This is a genomic window from Achromobacter deleyi (assembly GCF_016127315.1).
Classification (GTDB): Bacteria; Pseudomonadota; Gammaproteobacteria; order Burkholderiales; family Burkholderiaceae_B; genus Achromobacter; species Achromobacter insuavis_A.
In genome coordinates this window covers 4,948,437-4,967,333 of record NZ_CP065997.1, presented here as the reverse complement: position 1 = coordinate 4,967,333, position 18,897 = coordinate 4,948,437, and the positions used below count along the sequence as shown (strand labels likewise).

The following is an 18,897-nucleotide window of genomic DNA, read 5'->3' as shown; positions in this document are numbered from 1 at the left end:
AAGGAGACAGACATGGAAAGAGACAGCAAGGCGTCCGCCGGACGCCTGGCCGAAGTATGGAACGACACCGTCGACCTGCGCCACCTGGCGTGGGCGATCGCCATCGGCATCGCCGTCAGCGTGGCCGGCTTCTACGCCGCCAGCGGCTGGCTGCGCGACAAGGTCGCCTCGCCCGAATTGGCGCATGCCTACGCCATGCTGGCCGGACTGGCCGGCTGCGTGCTGGCGGGCGTGATCTGCGCCCGCCTGTTCCCGCCCAAGCGCGAGGTGGTCGAGCACAGCGCCTCGCACGATCCGGCCTGGCGCGCCGAGGTGCTGGCCGAACTGGCCGCGCAACCCGGCGGCCTGGGCACGCTGGCGGACCTGCCGCCCGCGGTGGTCAAGGAATTGAAGGAACTGGACCTGTACGAGCTGTTCGCCGCGCCCGCCGCCGCGCCGGCGCCGCAGGGCCGCCCGCAAACCGTGCGCGAAGAGGTGCCGGCATGAGCGATCCCGTGTTGCTCGAACAGATCATGGTGGCCGCCGGCATGGGCCTCCTGGGCGCGGTGGTGTTCGCCGCCATCGGCCTGGTGTCCGGCACCGACGAGACCACCACCCTGGCGCCGCTGACGCTGCTGGTGGTGCTGCTGGGCGTGCCGCCCGCCGGCGTCTTCACCTTCTTCCTGGCCGGCGCGGTCGCCAAGCACATGACCCACGCGGTGCCGACGGCGCTGCTGGGCATTCCCGGCGACACGCTCGCCACGCCGCTGCTGCAGGACGCCAACATGCTGCGCAAGCTGGGCGTGCCGCACATCGCGCTGCGCAAGATGGTGTCGGGCGCCATCGTCGCCGCCTTCGTGGCGGTGCCGCTGGCGGTGCTGTTCGCCGTGCTGCTGGCGCCGTTCGGCGCCGCCATCACCAAGTCGGCGCCGTGGATCTTCCTGGCCGCGGCGGTGTTGATCGCCTACTTCTCGGCCGGCCGCTGGGCCGCGGTGGCGCTGCTGGTGCCGTTCGTGGTGGTGATCGTGGCGCTGCAGAGCCTGACCGCCAAATATGGCGTCAAGCTCAGCATCAGCTACTTCCTGGGCATCGCCATCGGCCCGCTGATCGCCGACCTGTTCACCGTGATCGCGCCGCAGGGCCGCGCGAAAATGATGCGCGACAAGGTGCGCACGTTCTCGCTGGCGCCGGACGTCAAGGGCTGGTCGGGCTATTTCCCCAACCCGCTCAAGGTGATGGACCGCATCCAGACCCGCTGGACGCTGGCCACCGCCACCATCTCCAGCGCCACCTTCGTGTTCAGCCCGGTGGCGATGACGGTGGTGCTGGGCGAACTGGTGGGCTCGCGCGTCAAGCATGCCTATCACCGCCTGACCACGGTGCTGAGCGCGCGCAACGGCGTCACCGAGGCCACCTACATCGCCGAGGCCCTGATCCCGCTGATCGCCTTCGGCCTGCCGCTCAGCCCGGTCGCCGCCGGCCCGGCCGCGCCGCTGTTCAACGCGCCGCCGCGCTTCACGGTGGACGCGGCCAGCGGCCAGACCCACAACCTGCACAACCTGCTGAACCACTGGGAATTCCTGGGCTACGGCATGCTGGCGGTGCTGCTGGCGGCCATCGTGTCGTACCCGTTCGCCATGAACTTCGCGCGCCGCGCCGCGCTGTTCGTGTCGCGCAAGGTCAGCCACGAGGCCATCATCGCCACCTTCGTCGGCCTGATCATCGTGATCAGCGTGTGGGAAGGCCAGTTCCTGGGCCTGCTGGTGATCCTGACCATGGGCCTGTTCGGTGGCCTGCTGTCGCGCCTGTTCGGCTTCAACACCGGCGTGCAGTTCATGGGCTACTACACCGCCGTGCTGACCGTGCCGGCGCTGGTCAAGCTGGTGGCCTGAAACGTCATCGACAAGGGGCGGAGCCGGCTTGCTCCGCCCCTTTTTTTTCATCTGCCTGGCGGGGCCGCCCGTCCTGACCCGTCATTCCCTCCGCTTTCCCCCGCCCGCTTGATTCCGCGCAAGGCGGCGCGTCATGCCTTGCTCTAGCCTCGGAGCCACTGTTCCCAATAAAGGCTCCCATTTCATGACGTGGTTCAAATCCCTCACTCTCGCCGGACGCGAATTGCTGCCCATCGTCCAGGGCGGCATGGGCGTTGGCGTTTCCGCCCACCGCCTGGCCGGCGCGGTCGCCAGCCAGAACGCGGTCGGCACCATCGCCAGTGTGGACTTGCGCCATCACCATCCCGACCTGATCGAGCAGACCGAGGACTGCCGCGACCGCGAGCAGATCGACAACGCCAACCGGATCGCCCTGGACCGTGAAGTACGCGCCGCGCTCGACACCGCGCAGGGCCGCGGCGTAGTCGCCGTGAACGTCATGAAGGCGGTGCGCGACCATCCCGCCCTGGTGCGCCAGGCCTGCGAAAGCGGCGCCCAGGCCATCGTCATGGGCGCCGGCCTGCCGCTGGACCTGCCCGACATGACCGCCGACTATCCCAAAATGGCCCTGATACCGATCCTGTCGGAAGCGCGCGGCGTGGCCGCCGTGCTGAAGAAGTGGATGAAGAAGGGCCGCATGGCCGACGCGGTGGTCATCGAGCACCCCGGCTACGCCGGCGGCCACTTGGGCGCGGCGCGCCTGGACGACATCCACGACGAACGCTTCGACTTCAAGCGCGTGCTGGCCGAATGCCGCCAGCTGTTCCAGGACCTGCAGCTGGGCCGCGACGCGCCGCGCCTGATCGTGGCCGGCGGCGTCGGCAGCCACGAGCAGGTGCGCCACTGGCTCGGCAACGGCGCCGACGGCGTGCAGGTGGGCACGGCCTTCGCCGTGACCCACGAAGGCGACGCGCACGAGAACTTCAAGCGCGTGCTGATGGAAGCCGATCCCGACAAGCTGGCCGAATTCACCAGCGTGGCCGGCTTGCCCGCCCGCGCCGTGCCGACGCCGTGGCTGACGCGCTACCTGCGCCAGGAAAAGACGCTGCAGGACAACACTCGCTGCGACGCGCGCCGTTGCAGCCAGCGCATGGATTGCCTGACGCAATGCGGGCTGCGCGACGGCATCGCGCGCTTCGGCCAGTTCTGCATCGACCTGAAACTGGCCGCCGCCATGCGCGGCGAAGTCAGCCGCGGCCTGTTCTTCCGCGGCGCCTCGAAGCTGCCGTTCGGCGACGCCATGCGCAGCGTGCGCGAACTGATGGACTACCTGCTCAACGGCAGGATGCCGACGGCGGCCTGATCCGATCAGGCGTGGCCGGCGCGACCGCGCCACGCCACCGCCAGGCAGGATGGCGGGCCGTCGCCTATGGCGCCGTCGGCAGGTCGAATTCGAACACCGCTCCCGGTTCCGGCCGTTCCACCAGCCGAATGTCGCTGTGGTGCAGCTGCAGGATGCGGTGCACGATCACCAGCCCCAGCCCGCCGCCATCGCGCGGGCCATTGGCCAGCACCGAGGCGCGGGTGAACAGGCCCGCCCGCAACGCGTCGGGAATGCCGGCGCCGTTGTCGCTGACTCGCACCTGCACGCCGCCACGCGCCTGTTCCAGGCTCAGTTCGATGCGCCCGCCCGGCGCCGTGTGGCGGATGGCGTTGTCCAGCAGGTTGGTCAGCACCCGTTCGATCATGCCCAGGTCGGCGCGCACCGCCGGCAATTCCTGGTCGATGGCGGTGGTCAGGCGCTGCTGGCGCGCCTCGGCGGCCAGCTCGAATTTCTGGATCACGTCCTGCGCCAGTTCGGGCAGCGAGAAGGTCTCCGGCTCCAGCCGCACCAGCCCGGACTCCAGCCGCGCCAGCTCGAACAGCTCCTGTGCCAGCCGGCCGACCTTGCGGCTCTGCGCCAGCGCGATGTCCAGGTAGCGGCGGCGCTCGGCCGCGTCCAGCGTCTCGTCCTTGAGCCGCAGCGTTTCCAGATAGCCGTGCAGCGAGGTCAGCGGCGTGCGCAGGTCGTGCGAGATGTTCGCCACCAGGTCGCGCCGCTGCTGGTCCTGCCGCGTCAGCTCGCGCCATTGCTCGGAAATACGCCGGCCCATCTGCACGAAACTGCGGCGCAGCAGCGAGATCTCGTCGCCGCTGGCGTCGGCCGGCTTTTCCAGCGTCGCCAGCGCGCGGCCGTCGTCATCGCCAAAGGCGCGCACCGCGCGCGTCAGCCCGCGCAGCGGCCGCGTGATCAGGCCGAACGCGGCCAGGCCGGCCACCAGTCCCAGCAGCGCCACCAGCGCGATCGACCACAGGGTGGTGCGCAGCACCGCGCTGCGCGAGGCCGCCATGGCCAGCGCGTCGTGCGCCTCGCCCTGCAGCACCACGTAGACGTAACCTTCGTCGCGCCCGGCCACCCGCACCGGCGCGGCCGAGAACACCTTGGCGGTATCCAGGTGGCGCGGGTCGTCGCCCTCGATCGGCAGCGCCCCGCCCGCCAGGAAACGGCGCACCGGGGCCAGGTCGACCCGGTCGCGCTTGATCTGGCCCGGTGAGGCGGCATCGCCGACGATGCGGCCGTCGTTGTCCAGCAGGTAGACCTCGACCGCCGGATTCACCATCATCAGCATCGAGAACAGCGAGCGCACCGCGTCCGGCTTCCAGCCGTTGGCGTCCATCAGCTCGTTGGTGCCGGCGATGTGCTGCGCCAGGCCGCTGGACAGCCGCTGCACCACTTCCTGCTCGTAGCGCAGGTTGGCCGAGATCTGCAACCAGGCCGACGCGCCGCAGCAGGCCAGCAGCAGCATGGCGAACACGGCCGACAGGCGCTGGGTCAGGGTCAGGCGTTTCATGATGCGGACTCCGCCGGCGCGCCCGGCTCGGCCGCGAACTTGTAGCCACGGCCCCAGACCGTCAGGATGCGCTGCGGATTGGACGGATCGGCCTCGATCTTGGTGCGCAGCCGGTTGATGTGGGTATTGACCGTGTGCTCGTAGCCTTCATGCTGGTAGCCCCAGACCTGGTTCAACAGGTCGAGCCGCGAAAACACCTTGTCCGGGTTGCGGGCGAAGAAATGCAGCAGGTCGAACTCGCGCGGCGTCAGTTCCAGCCGGCGCTCGTCGACCGAGGCGGTGCGGGCGATCGGGTCGATGGCCACGCCGTGCTGGCGCAGGCTGCCGGCATCGATGCGGGCATTGCGCTCGAGCGCCTCGGTGCGGCGCAGCAGCGCGCGCACCCGCGCCACCAGTTCCAGCATCGAGAACGGCTTGGCCAGGTAGTCGTCGGCGCCCAGTTCCAGTCCGAGGATGCGGTGCACTTCGCTGGAACGGGCGCTGGTGATGATGATGGGGGTATAGCGCGTCATGGCGCGGGCGCGCTTGCAGATTTCCAGCCCGTCGATGCCGGGCAGCATCAGGTCCAGCACCAGGGCGTCCCAGCCGCCCTCTTCCAGCCGGCGCATGCCTTCGTTGCCGTCGGCCGCGTGCTCGACCGCGTAACCCTCGTCACGCAGGTGCAGGCGCAGCAATTCGGCGATGTGGGCGTCGTCTTCGACGATCAGGACGCGGCGAGGCGTATCCATAGGGGTCCGGTCAGGAAGCAAGGCTCATATTGTCGCCAATCCAGGGCCGGCGAGTTATCACATTTATTTTAAGTTTGCGTGAGGACTTCGATATCGGCCCCGGGGAAGAATGGCTCCAACGACAACAACCGCCTCCCCGAGGAGCCCCGCCATGATGGCCACGCCCGCCACCCCAGACGCCCCCGCCGCCCCGGCGCCCGACACCCGCGGCCCGGTGCATCCCGGCTGGTTGCGCATCGTGCACTGGCTGAACGCATTGGCCGTGGTCATTATGGTGACCAGCGGCTGGCGCGTCTACAACGCCGCGCCGTTCTTCGACTTTACCTTTCCCAACGGAATCACCCTGGGCGGCTGGCTGGGCGGCGCGCTGCAATGGCACTTTGCCGGCATGTGGCTTTTGCTGGTCAACGGCCTGCTCTACCTGGGGCTGAATCTCACCACCGGCCGCCTGTGGCGCAAGTTCTTTCCGGTCGGCCCGCGCGGCGTCGCCCGTGACCTGGCCGCGGCACTGCGCGGCAAGCTGTCGCATGCCGACCCGCGCCACTACAACCAGGTGCAGCGGCTCGCCTACCTGTTCGTCATCGCCGACATCACGGTGCTGGTCCTGTCGGGCCTGGTGCTGTGGAAGTCGGTGCAGTTCGACACGCTGCGCACGCTGCTGGGCGGCTATGAATTCGCGCGCCGCATCCATTTCTTCGCCATGGCGCTGCTGGTGGCGTTCGTGGCGGTCCACCTGGTCATGGTGGCGCTGGTGCCGCGCAGCCTGATCGCCATGATCCGTGGCAAATAAGGAGCCTGACGTGAGCGCAAAACGACGCCTGTCGCTGCTGGGCCTGGACGGCCCCGCCATTCTCAAGGAAGCCGTGAAGATTCTGGACAAGCGGGTCGAGGCGCCGTCGCGCCGGGCCTTCCTGCGCAGCAGCCTGACGCTGGGCGGGCTGGCGATGCTGTCCGGCTGCACGCTGTCCGACGACGAAAACGTCGAAAAGGCGCTGACCGCCGTGTCGCGCTTCAACGACCGCGTGCAGGGCTGGATCTTCGATCCCAACAAGCTGGCGCCGACCTATCCGGAATCCATGATCACCCGCCCGTTTCCCTTCAATGCCTACTACGGCATCGACGAGGTGCGCCAGGTCGAGGAAGAGAGCTTCCGGCTGGAGGTCACCGGCATGGTGGCCGACAAGCGCCGCTGGCGCCTGGACGAGCTGCGCGCCATGGCGCAGATCGACCAGGTCACGCGCCACATCTGCGTCGAGGGCTGGAGCGCCATCGGCAAGTGGGGCGGCGTGCCGTTCTCGACCTTCCTGAAGCGCGTGGGCGCCGACCTGACCGCGAAATACGTGGGCTTCAAGTGCGCCGACGACTACTACACCAGCATCGACATGCCCACCGCGTTGCACCCGCAGACGATCCTGGCGCTGACCTACGACGGCAGGACCCTGCCGCCGGAGTACGGCTTCCCGATGAAGCTGCGGATGCCCACCAAGCTTGGCTACAAGAACCCCAAGCATATCCAGGCGATTTTCGTCACCAACACCTACCCGGGCGGTTACTGGGAGGACCAGGGCTACAACTGGTTCGGCGGCAGCTAGGTGGCTTTTTTCCCTTCTCACCACGACACACCAGAGGAACGCATCATGAAGACACTCACCACCGCCGCATTTTCGCTGTGCCTGGCCTTTGGCGCGGTCGCCGCGCACGCGGCCGACAGCATGTCCAAGGACAACGTGTCGAAGGACGGCATGGCCAAGAGCGGCATGTCGAAAGATGGCATGGCGAAAGACGGCATGGCCAAGGACGGCATGTCGAAGAACTCCATGTCCAAGGACGGCATGTCGCACGACGGCATGAAGAAGGACGGCATGGCCAAGGATGGCATGTCGAAGGATGGCATGTCGAAAGACGGCATGTCCAAGGGCGGCTCCATGAGCAAAGACAGCATGGGCAAGTAAGCCCCCCGCCCACCGCCCGGCTGGCGCCGCTGCGGCCGCGCCGCAGGCGGACCCTTCCGGGCGGCCCCTTACACCAGGAGTTTCCGATGAGACTGACACGCAGGCATTTCCTTGGCGCGGGCGGCGCCTTCGCGGCCGCCGCCGGCCTGGCGCCGCTGCTGGCCGGTCGCGGCGCGCGCGCCGCCCAGCCGCGGCAGGCCTATCCCTACACGCTGACCGACGCGCAGTGGCGCGCCAAGCTCACCGCCGCGCAATACGACGTGCTGCGCCGCGAGGGCACCGAACGGCCCTACACCAGCCCGCTGAACGACGAGCACCGCGCCGGCACCTTCGCCTGCGCCGGCTGCGCCCAGAAGCTGTTTGCGTCGACCACCAAGTTCGACAGCGGCACCGGCTGGCCCAGCTTCTGGCAGCCGCTGGAACACGCCGTCGACACGCTCGAGGACCGCAGCTTCGGCATGACCCGCACCGCCGTCAATTGCAGCAATTGCGGCGGCCACCTGGGCCACGTCTTCGATGACGGCCCGCGCCCGACCGGACTGCGCTACTGCATGAACGGCGTGGCCATGAGTTTCACCCCGCAGGCCTGACCCCGGCCCGCGTATTTTTTCCGAGGATTGCGCATCATGCCCCTTCGTCCCCTCTCCCGCGCCCGCCAGGCCGTGCTGGCCGCCGCCGGCGCCCTGCTGGCCCTCGGCTCGGCCAGCGCCGCCGAAACCGCCTTCATCATTCCGCCGCCCACGCTCGACGCGGCGGCCGGCGCGGCCCAGGAAAAAGCCGTGATCGCCGGCGGCTGCTTCTGGGGCGTGCAGGCGGTGTTCCAGCACGTCAAGGGCGTCACCTCGGCGGTCTCCGGCTACGCCGGCGGCCAGTCGTCCACCGCCGACTACGACACCGTCAGCGGCGGCCGCAGCGGCCACGCCGAATCGGTGGAAATCACCTACGACCCCAAGCTGGTCAGCTACGGCCAGCTGCTGCAGATCTACTTCTCGGTGGCGCACGATCCGACCCAGCTCAACCGCCAGGGCCCGGACAGCGGCACGCAATACCGTTCCACGGTATTCCCCGCCAATGACGACCAGCGCAAGGTGGCCGAGGCTTACATCGCGCAGCTGAACAAGTCGGGCGTCTACGCCAAGACGCTGGCGACCACGGTGGAACCGCTCAAGGGCTTCTATCCCGCCGAGGGCTATCACCAGGACTACCTGGTGCGGCATCCGTACAGCATGTACATCATGGTGAACGACGTGCCCAAGGTGGAAAACCTGGCCAAGACCTTCCCGACGGCCTATCGCGACAAGCCGGTGCTGGTGAATCCGTAGACGGCCCGCGCGGGGCGGCCAAGCGTGTGCCGCCCCCGCTTTTCGCGCCCCCTCGATAAACAGAATGAATAATAAAAATCGCGCTGATTTCAAAAATTGAAAATCAGCATCCATCGTGCCTGACAGATAATATCGAATGTATCAATTCACGCCATATTGATAATATGGACGGTATCTGAAAACCCAATAAAAACAATTGGTTGGTATCCAAACAGCCAAAAACAACACTATTGGATGGTATCTTTCAGGCAGTTTTTTAATTTGCAAAAAAGCAGGTATAAATTGCGTCCTTTTTCCACCGGTCAGTCCATTCCATACAAAGTATTTCAGCAAACGGAAACACGATTTCCGTGGGCAATCGCGTATGGCATCCGGACCTCGGGCCGCGACAAAAAGGATCCCTGTCTTGATATACGGCACGAACAAGTGGCTAACCGCCACGGTCGCATTGAGTACCACCTGCTGCGGCGCCGCCATGGCCGCCGACCTGACGGTGGCGCCCGGCAATACGCAGGTGTTCGACGGCTCGGCCGCCTTCCCCGGCGGCGTTGACGTCAACGGCGGCACGCTGGTGATCGGCGGCAATGGCGGCGGCGCCGGCGTCACCCTCACGGGGAACGTCAACGCCGCCGCGAATGGCACCGTCTCGGGCTTCGGGGCGATCAACGGCAACCTCAACGTGAATGGCGCGCGCGTTGCGCCCGGCTACCCGGTCGGCACGCCGACCGGGGTGTCCAACGGCAACCTCGTCGTCAGGGGCGACCTGTCGATGAACAACGCCGTGTTCGACTTCGAGACCGGCTACGCGGGCCTGCCGATCACGCAACCCGGCACCGGCGACAACATCACGGTCGCCGGCAACGCCACCCTGAACAACACCACGTTGAACGTGTCCGTCAACACGCTGGGCGTCAACGCCGGCTACTACCGCATCCTGTCGTACGGCGGCACCCTGAGCGGCAACGGCCTGACCCTGGGCACCGTGACCGGCGACTCGCAGCCCGCCGCGACCATCCAGTCGCTGACCGGCGACAAGCAGATCAACCTGATCCTGGGCCCCAGCACCACCAACTTGTGGAACGGCAACGGCGCGGCGTCGGCGACGCGCGCCGGCGGCGGCAACGGCACCTGGAGCGCCGCCAGCGCCAACTGGAACAGCCCCACCAACGCCACCGGCGCCCTGCCCGACGGCGGCTACGCCATCTTCACCGGCGCGGCCGGCACGGTCACCGTCGACGGCGGCGCCGGCCCGGTGCGCGTGTCGGGCATCCAGTTCGCCACCGACCGCTATACCGTGCAGGGCGCGCCCATCACCCTGGTCGGCAACGGCGGCAACCCGCCCGCCCTGGTCGTGGGCGACGGCACCTATGCCTCGGGCCAGTTCGTCGACACCATCCACAACCCGCTGCAAGGCACGCAGGGCTTCGTCAAGACCGGCCCTGGCTCGCTGATCCTGACCGGCGACAGCAGCGGGCTGAGCGGCCCCATCCTGATCGCCGACGGCGCCCTGGAAATCGACGGCAAGTTGAACGGCCCGGTCGATATCGGCCGCGAAGTCGTGCTGGCGGGCGTCGGCCAGCTCGGCACCACCACGCTCTACCCCACCGCCGTGATCTCGCCCGGCAATGACGGTTCGCCCATCGGCACGCTGACGATCAACGGCAACCTGACCTTCGGCGCCGACACCATCTATCGCGTGCACGCCGATCCGGCCGGCAGCGCCAGCGACCGCATCCACGTCACCGGCGTGGCCGTGCTGGACGGCACCGTGGCGCACGTCGGCCCCGCCGGCAATTACGCGCCGCGCACCACCTACAACATCCTGACGGCCGACGGCGGCATCCAGGGCCGCTTCACCGGCGCCTCCAGCGCCTACGCCTTCCTCACCCCGACGCTCAGCTACGACGCCAAGAACGCCTTCATGACGCTGACGCGCAACGACGTGCCGATCGGCAGCGTCGGCAACACCGGCAACGAGACCAGCGTCGGCGGCGCGTTGGACCAGGAAGACCCGCCCACCAGCGGCACCGGTTCGACCACCACCGGCAACGGCTCGGCGACCAGCGGCAGCGGCTCGTCCGTGGTCGGTAGCGGCACCAGCGCGGCCGCCGGCACCGGCGCGCGCCAGGTGACGACGGCGGTGCTGTCGATGACGCCCAATGAAGCGCGCTCGGCCCTCAAGCAGCTGTCCGGCGAGGCCTACGCCAGCACCGCCACGGTGCTGCAGGGCCAGGCGGACACCGTGCGCACGATGCCGCTGGATCACCTGCGCGGCAATCTGGACGCGCCGGTGCGCGCCGGGCAGCCGACGGCCCAGCTGGGTTCGCCGTCGTCCGATGCCCTGCCGCAAAGCGGCGCCTCGCCGGTCTGGGCGCAGGCGTTCGGCAACTGGAGCACCTTCGCCAGCGACGGCAACGCCTCGAGCGTCAGCCAATCGGCCGGCGGCCTGTTCGTCGGCGGCGATGGCGCGGTCGGCGGCGGCTGGCGCCTGGGCGGCGCGGTCGGCTACGTCGGCAGCCACAGCTCGCTCGCCGATTCCGCGTCGCGCACCGATGTCGACAGCTATACCGCCACGATCTTCGGCGGACGCAATTTCCAGGCCGGTCCCGGCCACATCCGCTTCATGGCCGGCGCCGCCTACACCTGGCACGACATCGACACCAAGCGCGACGTGGCCGCCGGCAGCCTGAACCAGCGCCTGGAATCGTCCTACCGCGCGTCGTCGACGCAGGTGTTCAGCGAGCTCGGCTACCACCTGCCGCTGAACGATGCCTACAGCATCGAGCCCTATGCCGGCCTGGCCTGGAACCAGCTGCGCACGCGTGATTTCGAGGAATCGGGCGGATCGGCCGCCCTGCGCGGCAAGGGCCGCACCGACGACGTCACCAGCAGCACGCTGGGCATGCGCGGCGCGTGGCAGTTCGAGTCCAGCGGCGCGCCGGGCCGCCTGACCGCCTCGCTCGGCTGGCGCCATGCCATGGGCGACGTCAAGCCCAGCCAGCAACTGGCCTTCGACGGCGGCAGCACGTTCTCGGTGCGCGGCGTGCCGATCGCCAAGAACGCCGCGGTGGTCGGCCTGGGCGCCGAAATCGCCCTGGCCCGCAACACCACGGCCGGCGTCGCCTATGACGCGCAGTTCGGCGGCGGCAACCGCCAGCAGTCGGGCCTGCTGAAGTTGGCCGTGCGCTTCTAGGCCCACGCCGCAAGACGGCGGGTGTCGCCATCGCGGCGCCCGCCGCGCCGGGAAAGCTCACGCGCATTGCGCTACAGTGCGGGGGGCAGGCGGAATCCGGACCTCCGGAAATCCGCCCTGCCCGCCTCAAGATCTCGTCGGCCTCCCGCGAGGCCAGCGGCCGCCAGGCCGCGAATCCATGAATCCAGGAAAAGCACAGCAGTGACTGACACCCGCATGCCGGACGACGGCGCCTCCGAATATCGCAAGGAACACGAAGCCACCCTGTGGCGCGATGATGGCTGGACCGCCCGTATCATCAAGAACGAAGACGACGACGGCTGGGCCGTCGAGATGACCCTGGACGGACAGGCCGAACCGGCCCTGGTGGGCCCGTGGACCATGGGCCGCGACAAGAAGAACCCCAAGCCGCTCGATACCCCCGCCTTCCACACCCTGGTCAAGACCGCCAACGAAGTCCTGCGCCGCCACGAGCAGCAATTGCACGCGACGCTGCACAAGAGCGTGAAGATCGATGCGGCCGCGGGCCGCCTGACCGTCAAGCTGGATATCGTTCCCGACGAGGACGAGCCCTATGCCGTGCTCAGCGCCTATGACGAATCCGGCGAACAGCTGGCCGAAATCCACGTGGCGCCCAACTACAAGCTGAGCGTGCAACGGGCCTCGGAATGGGCCCGCGGCGGATTTGGGCGCGAGGGCTGACGCCGGCAACCGGCGGCCCGCCCTTCGCCCCGCCCTCTCCCGCCTCCCGATACAAGGGCACGATACAAGGGCCGCCAACGCCTATCAATGGCCCGTGCTGTCGCCCTGGCGGCTGGCCTCGAACAGGAACCAGGTGCGCCGCTCGGTCTCGTCGATCCAGTTCTCGATCAGGCTGGAGCTGGCGATGTCGCGATGCTCGTCGGTGACGTTGTGGGCTTCGCGCAGCGAAGCCGCCAGGGTCTTGTTGTCTTCGCGCAGCTCGGCCAGCATGTCCAGCGGCTGGACGTAGTCGGCGTCGTTGTCGGCGATGCGCTGCGAGCGCGAGATATGCCCGATCGACCGCAGCGTGGTGCCGCCGATCTTGCGGATGCGTTCGGCGATGGGATCGGTCATGGCGAACAACTGGTCGCCCTGTTCGTCCAGCAGCAGGTGGTAGTCGCGAAAGTGCGGCCCGCTGACGTGCCAGTGGAAATTCTTGGTCTTCAGGTACAGCGCGAACACATCGGCCAACACCTGGTTCAGCACCGCGGAGATATCGCGGGTGGCGGCGGCGGCCAGATCGGTGGGGGTCGCCAGCGGGCGCTTGCGCAGCGTCTTCGCCGCCTTGGTGGTCTTCTCATTCAGTTTCTTGGCCATGAATCGCAGCTCCTGGAAATGATTCGGAAAACACGCGCGGCGCGATCGTTCACACCGCGACATGCCAGGGTAATGCCGTGCGCGCGCTTTGCCAATGGCCGCGCGCGGCTGGCGCCAAGCTGAATGGACACGCCCGCGCGGGCGTGACGCCGGCACTAGTCCGGCAGGATCTCGAACACCCGGCCCTGACCGGAAAACAGCGCCACGCAAGCCTGGATGCGATCCGCGACCGAGCCTTGCGGCAGCGGCTGCGCCAACCCCAGCGCCATTTGCCGCAGGGGTTCGGCGATGGTCATGGCCAGCAGCAGGCCGGCGGTGACGCGCGGTTCCTTGATACGGATCAAGCCGCGCCCGGCGAGCTTCTCGAACCATCCCGCCAGCAGGCCCGTGCCGCGCTCGATGCCGTTTTCCTGGTAGACGGCCAGCAGCGCCGCGCGCGCCGGAAAGTCGGCGGTCAACAGCCGGAACATGCCCACCGCCTCGGCCGACAAGGCCCGGTCGGCGATCGCCTGCAGGACCCGCGCCAGCGCGGGCAGCACGTCGGCGGCGCCGCCGACCTCCTGCGCCATCACCGGCACGAAGGTGTCGGTCCAGCCCCGCACCACCTGCGCCACCAGGTCCTCGCGATTGGCGGCGAAGCGGTAGACGGTCTTCTTGGCCATGCCGGCCCGCCTGGCCACCGCCTCCAGCGTGGCCGCGGCGTAGCCTTCGTTCAGCAGCAGCCAGGTGGCGGCCTCCAGCGCGGCCGCGCGCAATTCGGCGTCGGGCCGGGCGGGACGGCCGCGCGGACGTGGCGGGGGGGACGATGCCATGGTCGGGCGATGCTCCTGTGGTTGAGGTGCGATCTTACACGCTGCGATTATTTTGGAAACGATTAACGTTTCTTTATTGTAGAATCCGCGTTCCCCGTTTCCGGACAGCCCCACGATGACTTCCCCGCACCCCGACATGGCGCACATCGCCGCCGACATGGACAGCCTGCTCGACCCCGCGCCGCTGCGCCTGGAGACCGGCATCGCCCGGCTGCCCGGCGGCGGCCTGGTGGTGGCCGCGCGCACCGACCTGCACGGTTGCAAGGGCCGCATGTTCGACTGGTGGTTCAAGTTCTTCCAGACCACCCAGCACATCAAGTGGTGGCATCCGCAGGACCACGTCGAGCATCGCGGCTGGGACAGCGCCTGGCGCCGGGGCGAAAACTACATCGGCGCCTCGATCCACGCGGTCGAATCGCTGGCCGACCTGCCGCCGGTGGCGGCCAGGCTGAAGTTCCATGCGCCCGCCGAGGCCTTCGACGCCGACCGCCTGCGCGCGGCGCAGGACAAGCAGGACATGTCGGCGGCCGTCTACGCCCGCATCGGCTTTGGCGACCACGTCCAGCTCGACGCGGACGGCGATCCGATGGACGGCCAGATGATCCACCTGACGCGCGACACGCCGTTTGGCTGCGTGCTGCGCAGCCGCTTCTACCTGGGACTGTCGAGCGAGCGGCCGGAACAGGACGTGCCGGACGCGCTGGGGCTGAACCTGCTGCGCCACTGCTATACGGAGTTCACTTTCCTGTCGCGCTTCCTGCCGTCGCTCTATTACGGCGAGCACGCCAACGGCGAAGCCGCGCCCCTGCCCTGGTAGCGCCAGCGCGCCCCGGGCGACGGGGCCGCCGGCGCCGCCGAGCCGGGCCCGCGGAAGGAGTATGCTACGGCGCTTCACACCGGCCACACTCCTGTCACATCGCTATGCGCGGCAACCCCGACGCCCGGCAAGGCGCTATCGCCCTGCATGGGTTCTACTTCCTGTACTACGGCTTGCAGGGCGTCAGCATCCCGTTTCTTCCCCTGTGGTTCGCCAGCCGCGGCCTCGATCCGGCGCTGATCGGCCTGATCGTGGCGACCTCGTTCCTGCCCAAGATCCTGTCGACGCCGGTGGTGGCGCACGTCGCGGACCAGAGCGGCCGCGCCCACGGCCTGATCTTCGCGGCGCTGGCGGCGTCGCTGCTGCTGTTCATCTGCTACCCGTTCAGCGCGGCGCCCGCCTGGCTGTTCGCCGTCACCCTGCTGCTGAACGCGGTATTCCCGGCGGTGCTGCCGCTGCTGGACCGCATGGCCATCGCCAGCGGCCGCGGCCAGGGCAACTCGTACACCATCATCCGCGCCTGCGGCTCGCTGGGCTTCGCGGTAGTCACGGTGGCCGGCGGCTACCTCATCAAGACCTTCGACGCCAATTGGGTGATGTGGCTGTCGATCCTGCTGATCGTGGCCTGCCTGGCCTGCGTGCGGCTGCTGCCGCAGGCCGCCCGCCCGAGCGCCGAGGAGGCGCCGGCCGAGCGCGTGCGGCTGCCGATGCGCGAGATCCTGCGCGACCGGCCGCTGCTGCTGTGCATCGCCGCCGCCTCGCTGGTGCAGGCCAGCAACGGCTTCCTGTATTCCTATTCCACGCTCTACTGGACCGATCGCGGCCTGTCGACGGCACTGATCTCGATGCTGTGGGCGGTGGGCGTGACCAGCGAGGTGCTGTTCTTCTTCCTGGCGCCCAAGGTGCTGGCGCGGGTCGGCGCCCAATGGCTGATCGTGGTCTCGGCCGCCATGACGGCGCTGCGCTGGGCCGGCCTGTCGGCCACCACCGACCCGGCCTGGATCGCGGCGCTGCAGGTGCTGCAATGCTTCACGCTGGCCGGCAACAACGCCGCCATCATGTGGTACATCGCGCGCCGCGTGCCGACGGCCTGCAAGACCTCGGCCATCGCGCTGTACGCGCTGCTGTCGGGCGGCGTGTTCATGTTCGGCAGCATCCAGCTGGGCGGCGCGCTGTATCGCAACTACGCGCCGGGCGGCTTCCTGGTGATGGCGCTGTGCGCGGCCTGCGCCATTCCGCTGGTGCTGGCCGCCGAGAAACGGGCGCGCCGGGACACGCCGGCCAGGAACCCCTAGCGCGCGGGCCTATCCGCAAGACGGCTCACGCGTTACGCGCCGAGGCCAGCGCCCGCGCCAGCGTGTCGAACACGCGCGGATCGGTGGACTGGGCCACGTTGAAGCGCAGGCAGTCGCCCGCGCTCAGCGACACGCTGAAGGCATTGCCCGGCGCCAGCACCACGCCGTCGCGCAGGCAGGCGCGCGCCACCGTCGCGGCGTCGGTGCCGGCCGGCAGCCGGCACCACAGGAACATGCCCGCCTTCGGCTGGAGCCACGGCACGATGCCGAGCGTCCGCAGACGCGCGGTGGCGCTGTCGCGTTCCTCGGCCAGCCGCTGCCGCACCCACTCCATATGCTTGCGATAGCCGCTGTCGGTCAGGGTACGGAACACCACGTCGGCCGCCAGCCGTCCGCCGCCGAAGGTGGTGGCGATCTTCAGGTCGGCCAGGCTGTCGATCCAGTCGGCCCGCGCCGCGATGAAGCCGCAGCGCAGCGAGGCCGACACGGTCTTGGAGAAGCTGCCGATCTGGATCACGCGCGACAGCCCGTCGAAGGCCGCCAGCCGCGGCGCCGGCGTATTCTCGAAGTCGGCGAAGATGTCGTCTTCCACGATCACCAGCCCGGCGCCGTCGGCGGCCTTGAGCAGCCGATGCGCCACCAGCGGCGACAGCGTGGCGCCGGTGGGGTTGTGGATGCCCGAATTGGTGATGTACAGGCGCGGCGCGTGCTCGCGCAGCGCCGCCTCGAAGCGCGCCACGTCGGGCCCGTTCGGCGTGTACGGCACGCTGACCACGCGGGCGCGGTGCGCCTTGAGCAAGGCGTGGAAATTGAAATAGCAGGGATCGTCGACCAGCACCGTATCGCCCGGCTCCAGCAGGAAGCGGCAGATCAGGTCGATGGCCTGGGTGCCGGACTCGGTCAGCATCAGCTGTTCAGGCATCGTCTCGATGCCGGCGGCGGCCAGGCGCCGCGACAGCACCTGGCGCAGCCCGGGGTGGCCGAGCGGCGTGGCGTATTCGGTCAGCGCCATGGAATCGGCCTTGGCCAGCGCGCGCAAGGCGCGGCGGATGCCGGCCTCGTACATCCAGTCGGCCGGCAGCCAGCCACAACCGGGCCGCAGCGCGTCGGGCCGGGCCTCCAGCGACTGACGCGAGACCCACAGCGGATCGATTTCGCGGTCCAGCTTGGGGCCGATCTCGGTCAGCGCGAGCGGCGCCACGGGGCCGGCGACGTAGAAGCCCGAACCGGGCCGCGACGTGATGCTGCCTTCCGCCGCCAGCCGCTCATACGCCTCCACCACCGTCGACACCGACAGGCCCATGGCGCCGGCCTGCGCCCGCACCGACGGCAGGCGCGCGCCCGGCGAATACGCGCGCGATGCGATGCGCGACCGCACCTGCGCCATGACCGTCTCGATCCGGGTGCCGCCTGATGTCATTCCGCCTCCGTCTGTACTGGACTGTTTTGCATAACAGTTATTTTAAATTGTACTGGACTGTCTCTGGGGAATCCGGCGCCCGGATGCTTCACTGGACGCTTTGCGCGGAGCAGTGGATGGACAAGGCAACAAGCGGCTGGATCAATGGTTTCATCGGCGTGGCGATCTTCGCCGGCTCCCTGCCGGCGACCCGGGTGGCGGTGGCGCAACTCGACCCCCTCTTCCTGACCGGCGCCCGCGCCACCATCGCCGCCCTGCTCGGCTGGGCCCTGCTGCGGCTGCTGCGCCAGCCACGGCCGCGGCGCGCGGACTTGCCGGCGCTGGCGCTGACCGCCATCGGCGTGGTCCTGGGCTTCCCGCTGCTGACGGCGCTGGCTCTGCAGCACGCCACCTCGGCCCATTCGATCGTGTTCCTCGGCCTGCTGCCGCTGTCCACCGCCGTCTTCGCGGTGCTGCGCGGCGGCGAACGCCCGCGGCCGGCCTTCTGGCTGTTCTCGGTGGCGGGCGCGGCCTTCGTGGTGGGCTACGCGCTGACGGGCGGGCTGGCGGTGTCGCTCAAGGGCGACTTGCTGATGCTGGCGGCCATCGTGGTCTGCGGCATGGGCTACGCCGAAGGCGCCAAGCTGTCGCGCACGCTGGGCGGCTGGCAGGTCATCAGCTGGGCGCTGGTGCTGTCGCTGCCGGTGATGCTGCCGCTGACGCTGCTCACCTGGCCGCCCTCGTTCGCGCAGGTCACCCCGGCCGGCTGGATCGGCCTGGCCTATGTGTCGCTGTTCAGCATGCTGATCGGCTTCGTGTTCTGGTACCGCGGCCTGGCCCAGGGCGGCATCGCGGCGGTGGGCCAGTTGCAGCTGTTCCAGCCCTTCATGGGCCTGGGCCTGGCGGCGCTGCTGCTGCACGAGCAGGTCAGCTGGGGCATGCTGCTGGTGACGCTGGCCGCGGTGATCTGCGTGGCCGGAGCCAAGAAGCACGCGCGCTGAGGGCCGGCCAGAAAAAAGGCGCCGGACAAAGCCGGCGCCTGTTGCGTTGCGGTCAACGGACCCTCGGGTCCCGTCAGCAGCAGCCGATGCGTTTCTTGCCGCCGTAGCGGGCGTCCTGCCGCTCGCGGAAGAAGTCCTCGTAGCTCATCGGCTCCTGGTCGGGATGGGTGCGCCGCATGTGCTCGACGTAGGTCTCGTAGTCGGGCACGCCGACCATCAGCCTGAGCGTCTGGCCCAGGTAGCGGCCGGCGGCGCCGGCCGCCGAAGTCATGTTGGAAAACAGCATGGCGGCGCCTCCT

General features: G+C 68.8%; 19 protein-coding genes and 2 pseudogenes. 14 read left to right on the top strand and 7 right to left on the bottom strand.

Features of this window, described 5'->3' with window-relative positions; all coding sequences use genetic code 11:
* The first annotated feature begins 12 nt into the window (after positions 1 to 12).
* From I6I07_RS22535 to I6I07_RS22525, 3 genes are all read left to right on the top strand, one after another.
* Positions 13 to 486 carry a hypothetical protein gene (locus tag I6I07_RS22535; RefSeq protein WP_061071073.1) on the top strand — a complete coding sequence of 158 codons (474 nt, stop codon included), beginning with the start codon at positions 13 to 15 and terminating at the stop codon, positions 484 to 486.
* Positions 483 to 1,871, top strand: coding sequence for a tripartite tricarboxylate transporter permease (locus I6I07_RS22530; protein WP_198483783.1), 1,389 nt, complete (start codon positions 483 to 485; stop codon positions 1,869 to 1,871). Before I6I07_RS22535 ends, I6I07_RS22530 begins: the two co-directional genes overlap by 4 nt.
* 184 nt (positions 1,872 to 2,055) lie before the next feature.
* Positions 2,056 to 3,213: an NAD(P)H-dependent flavin oxidoreductase gene (locus I6I07_RS22525; RefSeq protein ID WP_198483782.1), complete on the top strand. Its 1,158-nt coding sequence runs from the start codon at positions 2,056 to 2,058 to the stop codon at positions 3,211 to 3,213.
* A 64-nt stretch (positions 3,214 to 3,277) separates the two neighbouring features.
* On the opposite strand, the gene I6I07_RS22520 is transcribed toward I6I07_RS22525, so the two are convergent.
* Together I6I07_RS22520 and I6I07_RS22515 are read right to left on the bottom strand one after the other, a co-directional pair.
* Positions 3,278 to 4,741 carry a sensor histidine kinase gene (locus tag I6I07_RS22520; RefSeq protein ID WP_198483781.1) on the bottom strand — a complete coding sequence of 488 codons (1,464 nt, stop codon included), beginning with the start codon at positions 4,739 to 4,741 and terminating at the stop codon, positions 3,278 to 3,280.
* Positions 4,738 to 5,469 carry a response regulator transcription factor gene (locus I6I07_RS22515; protein WP_061071071.1) on the bottom strand — a complete coding sequence of 244 codons (732 nt, stop codon included), beginning with the start codon at positions 5,467 to 5,469 and terminating at the stop codon, positions 4,738 to 4,740. The genes I6I07_RS22520 and I6I07_RS22515 overlap by 4 nt, the downstream gene beginning before the upstream one ends.
* A 151-nt stretch (positions 5,470 to 5,620) precedes the next feature.
* On the opposite strand from I6I07_RS22515, the gene I6I07_RS22510 reads away from it, so the two are divergent.
* From I6I07_RS22510 to I6I07_RS31935, 3 genes and pseudogenes are all read left to right on the top strand, one after another.
* Positions 5,621 to 6,259: a cytochrome b/b6 domain-containing protein gene (locus I6I07_RS22510; RefSeq protein WP_198483780.1), complete on the top strand. Its 639-nt coding sequence runs from the start codon at positions 5,621 to 5,623 to the stop codon at positions 6,257 to 6,259.
* A gap of 10 nt (positions 6,260 to 6,269) precedes the next feature.
* Positions 6,270 to 7,061, top strand: coding sequence for a molybdopterin-dependent oxidoreductase (locus I6I07_RS22505; protein WP_006395268.1), 792 nt, complete (start codon positions 6,270 to 6,272; stop codon positions 7,059 to 7,061).
* 45 nt (positions 7,062 to 7,106) lie between these two features.
* Positions 7,107 to 7,274 (top strand): annotated as a pseudogene (locus I6I07_RS31935) (pentapeptide MXKDX repeat protein); the annotation flags it as partial.
* Here I6I07_RS31935 and I6I07_RS31930 read toward each other — a convergent pair.
* Positions 7,230 to 7,343, bottom strand: a pseudogene (locus I6I07_RS31930) (hypothetical protein); the annotation flags it as partial. The pseudogenes I6I07_RS31935 and I6I07_RS31930 overlap by 45 nt on opposite strands.
* Between I6I07_RS31930 and I6I07_RS31925 the strand changes: the two are divergent.
* The 5 genes from I6I07_RS31925 (at position 7,302) to I6I07_RS22480 (ending at position 12,638) form a co-directional block, all read left to right on the top strand.
* A complete protein-coding gene (locus I6I07_RS31925) occupies positions 7,302 to 7,421 on the top strand; it encodes a hypothetical protein (RefSeq protein ID WP_420094593.1) in 120 nt (39 codons plus the stop codon). The pseudogene I6I07_RS31930 and the gene I6I07_RS31925 overlap by 42 nt on opposite strands.
* A gap of 86 nt (positions 7,422 to 7,507) precedes the next feature.
* Positions 7,508 to 8,011: a peptide-methionine (R)-S-oxide reductase MsrB gene (gene msrB, locus I6I07_RS22495; RefSeq protein ID WP_198483778.1), complete on the top strand. Its 504-nt coding sequence runs from the start codon at positions 7,508 to 7,510 to the stop codon at positions 8,009 to 8,011.
* A 36-nt stretch (positions 8,012 to 8,047) separates the two neighbouring features.
* A complete protein-coding gene (gene msrA / locus I6I07_RS22490) occupies positions 8,048 to 8,743 on the top strand; it encodes a peptide-methionine (S)-S-oxide reductase MsrA (protein WP_198483777.1) in 696 nt (231 codons plus the stop codon).
* A gap of 406 nt (positions 8,744 to 9,149) precedes the next feature.
* Positions 9,150 to 11,936 (top strand): autotransporter domain-containing protein, encoded by a 2,787-nt coding sequence (locus I6I07_RS22485; RefSeq protein ID WP_198483776.1) that lies wholly within the window; start codon positions 9,150 to 9,152, stop codon positions 11,934 to 11,936.
* Between the two features lie 201 nt (positions 11,937 to 12,137).
* On the top strand, positions 12,138 to 12,638 hold the full coding sequence (locus I6I07_RS22480) for a hypothetical protein (protein ID WP_006395274.1): 501 nt from the start codon (positions 12,138 to 12,140) through the stop codon (positions 12,636 to 12,638).
* Between the two features lie 84 nt (positions 12,639 to 12,722).
* Here I6I07_RS22480 and I6I07_RS22475 read toward each other — a convergent pair whose 3' ends face one another.
* Both I6I07_RS22475 and I6I07_RS22470 read right to left on the bottom strand, forming a co-directional pair.
* Positions 12,723 to 13,274, bottom strand: coding sequence for a Dps family protein (locus I6I07_RS22475; RefSeq protein ID WP_006395275.1), 552 nt, complete (start codon positions 13,272 to 13,274; stop codon positions 12,723 to 12,725).
* Between the two features lie 155 nt (positions 13,275 to 13,429).
* Positions 13,430 to 14,086 (bottom strand): TetR/AcrR family transcriptional regulator, encoded by a 657-nt coding sequence (locus tag I6I07_RS22470; RefSeq protein ID WP_006395276.1) that lies wholly within the window; start codon positions 14,084 to 14,086, stop codon positions 13,430 to 13,432.
* Between the two features lie 115 nt (positions 14,087 to 14,201).
* Between I6I07_RS22470 and I6I07_RS22465 the strand changes: the two genes are divergently transcribed.
* Positions 14,202 to 14,903: a DAPG hydrolase family protein gene (locus I6I07_RS22465; protein ID WP_035360445.1), complete on the top strand. Its 702-nt coding sequence runs from the start codon at positions 14,202 to 14,204 to the stop codon at positions 14,901 to 14,903.
* A 104-nt stretch (positions 14,904 to 15,007) separates the two neighbouring features.
* Complete coding sequence (locus I6I07_RS22460) at positions 15,008 to 16,198, top strand: MFS transporter (RefSeq protein ID WP_198483775.1); 1,191 nt, start codon at positions 15,008 to 15,010, stop codon at positions 16,196 to 16,198.
* Between the two features lie 25 nt (positions 16,199 to 16,223).
* On the opposite strand, the gene I6I07_RS22455 is transcribed toward I6I07_RS22460, so the two are convergent.
* Complete coding sequence (locus I6I07_RS22455) at positions 16,224 to 17,618, bottom strand: PLP-dependent aminotransferase family protein (RefSeq protein WP_198483774.1); 1,395 nt, start codon at positions 17,616 to 17,618, stop codon at positions 16,224 to 16,226.
* Between the two features lie 116 nt (positions 17,619 to 17,734).
* On the opposite strand from I6I07_RS22455, the gene I6I07_RS22450 reads away from it, so the two are divergent.
* On the top strand, positions 17,735 to 18,598 hold the full coding sequence (locus I6I07_RS22450) for a DMT family transporter (RefSeq protein ID WP_198483773.1): 864 nt from the start codon (positions 17,735 to 17,737) through the stop codon (positions 18,596 to 18,598).
* Positions 18,599 to 18,671: 73 nt separating this feature from the next.
* On the opposite strand, the gene I6I07_RS22445 is transcribed toward I6I07_RS22450, so the two are convergent.
* A complete protein-coding gene (locus I6I07_RS22445) occupies positions 18,672 to 18,884 on the bottom strand; it encodes a YbdD/YjiX family protein (RefSeq protein ID WP_085943770.1) in 213 nt (70 codons plus the stop codon).
* Positions 18,885 to 18,897 lie beyond the last annotated feature (13 nt).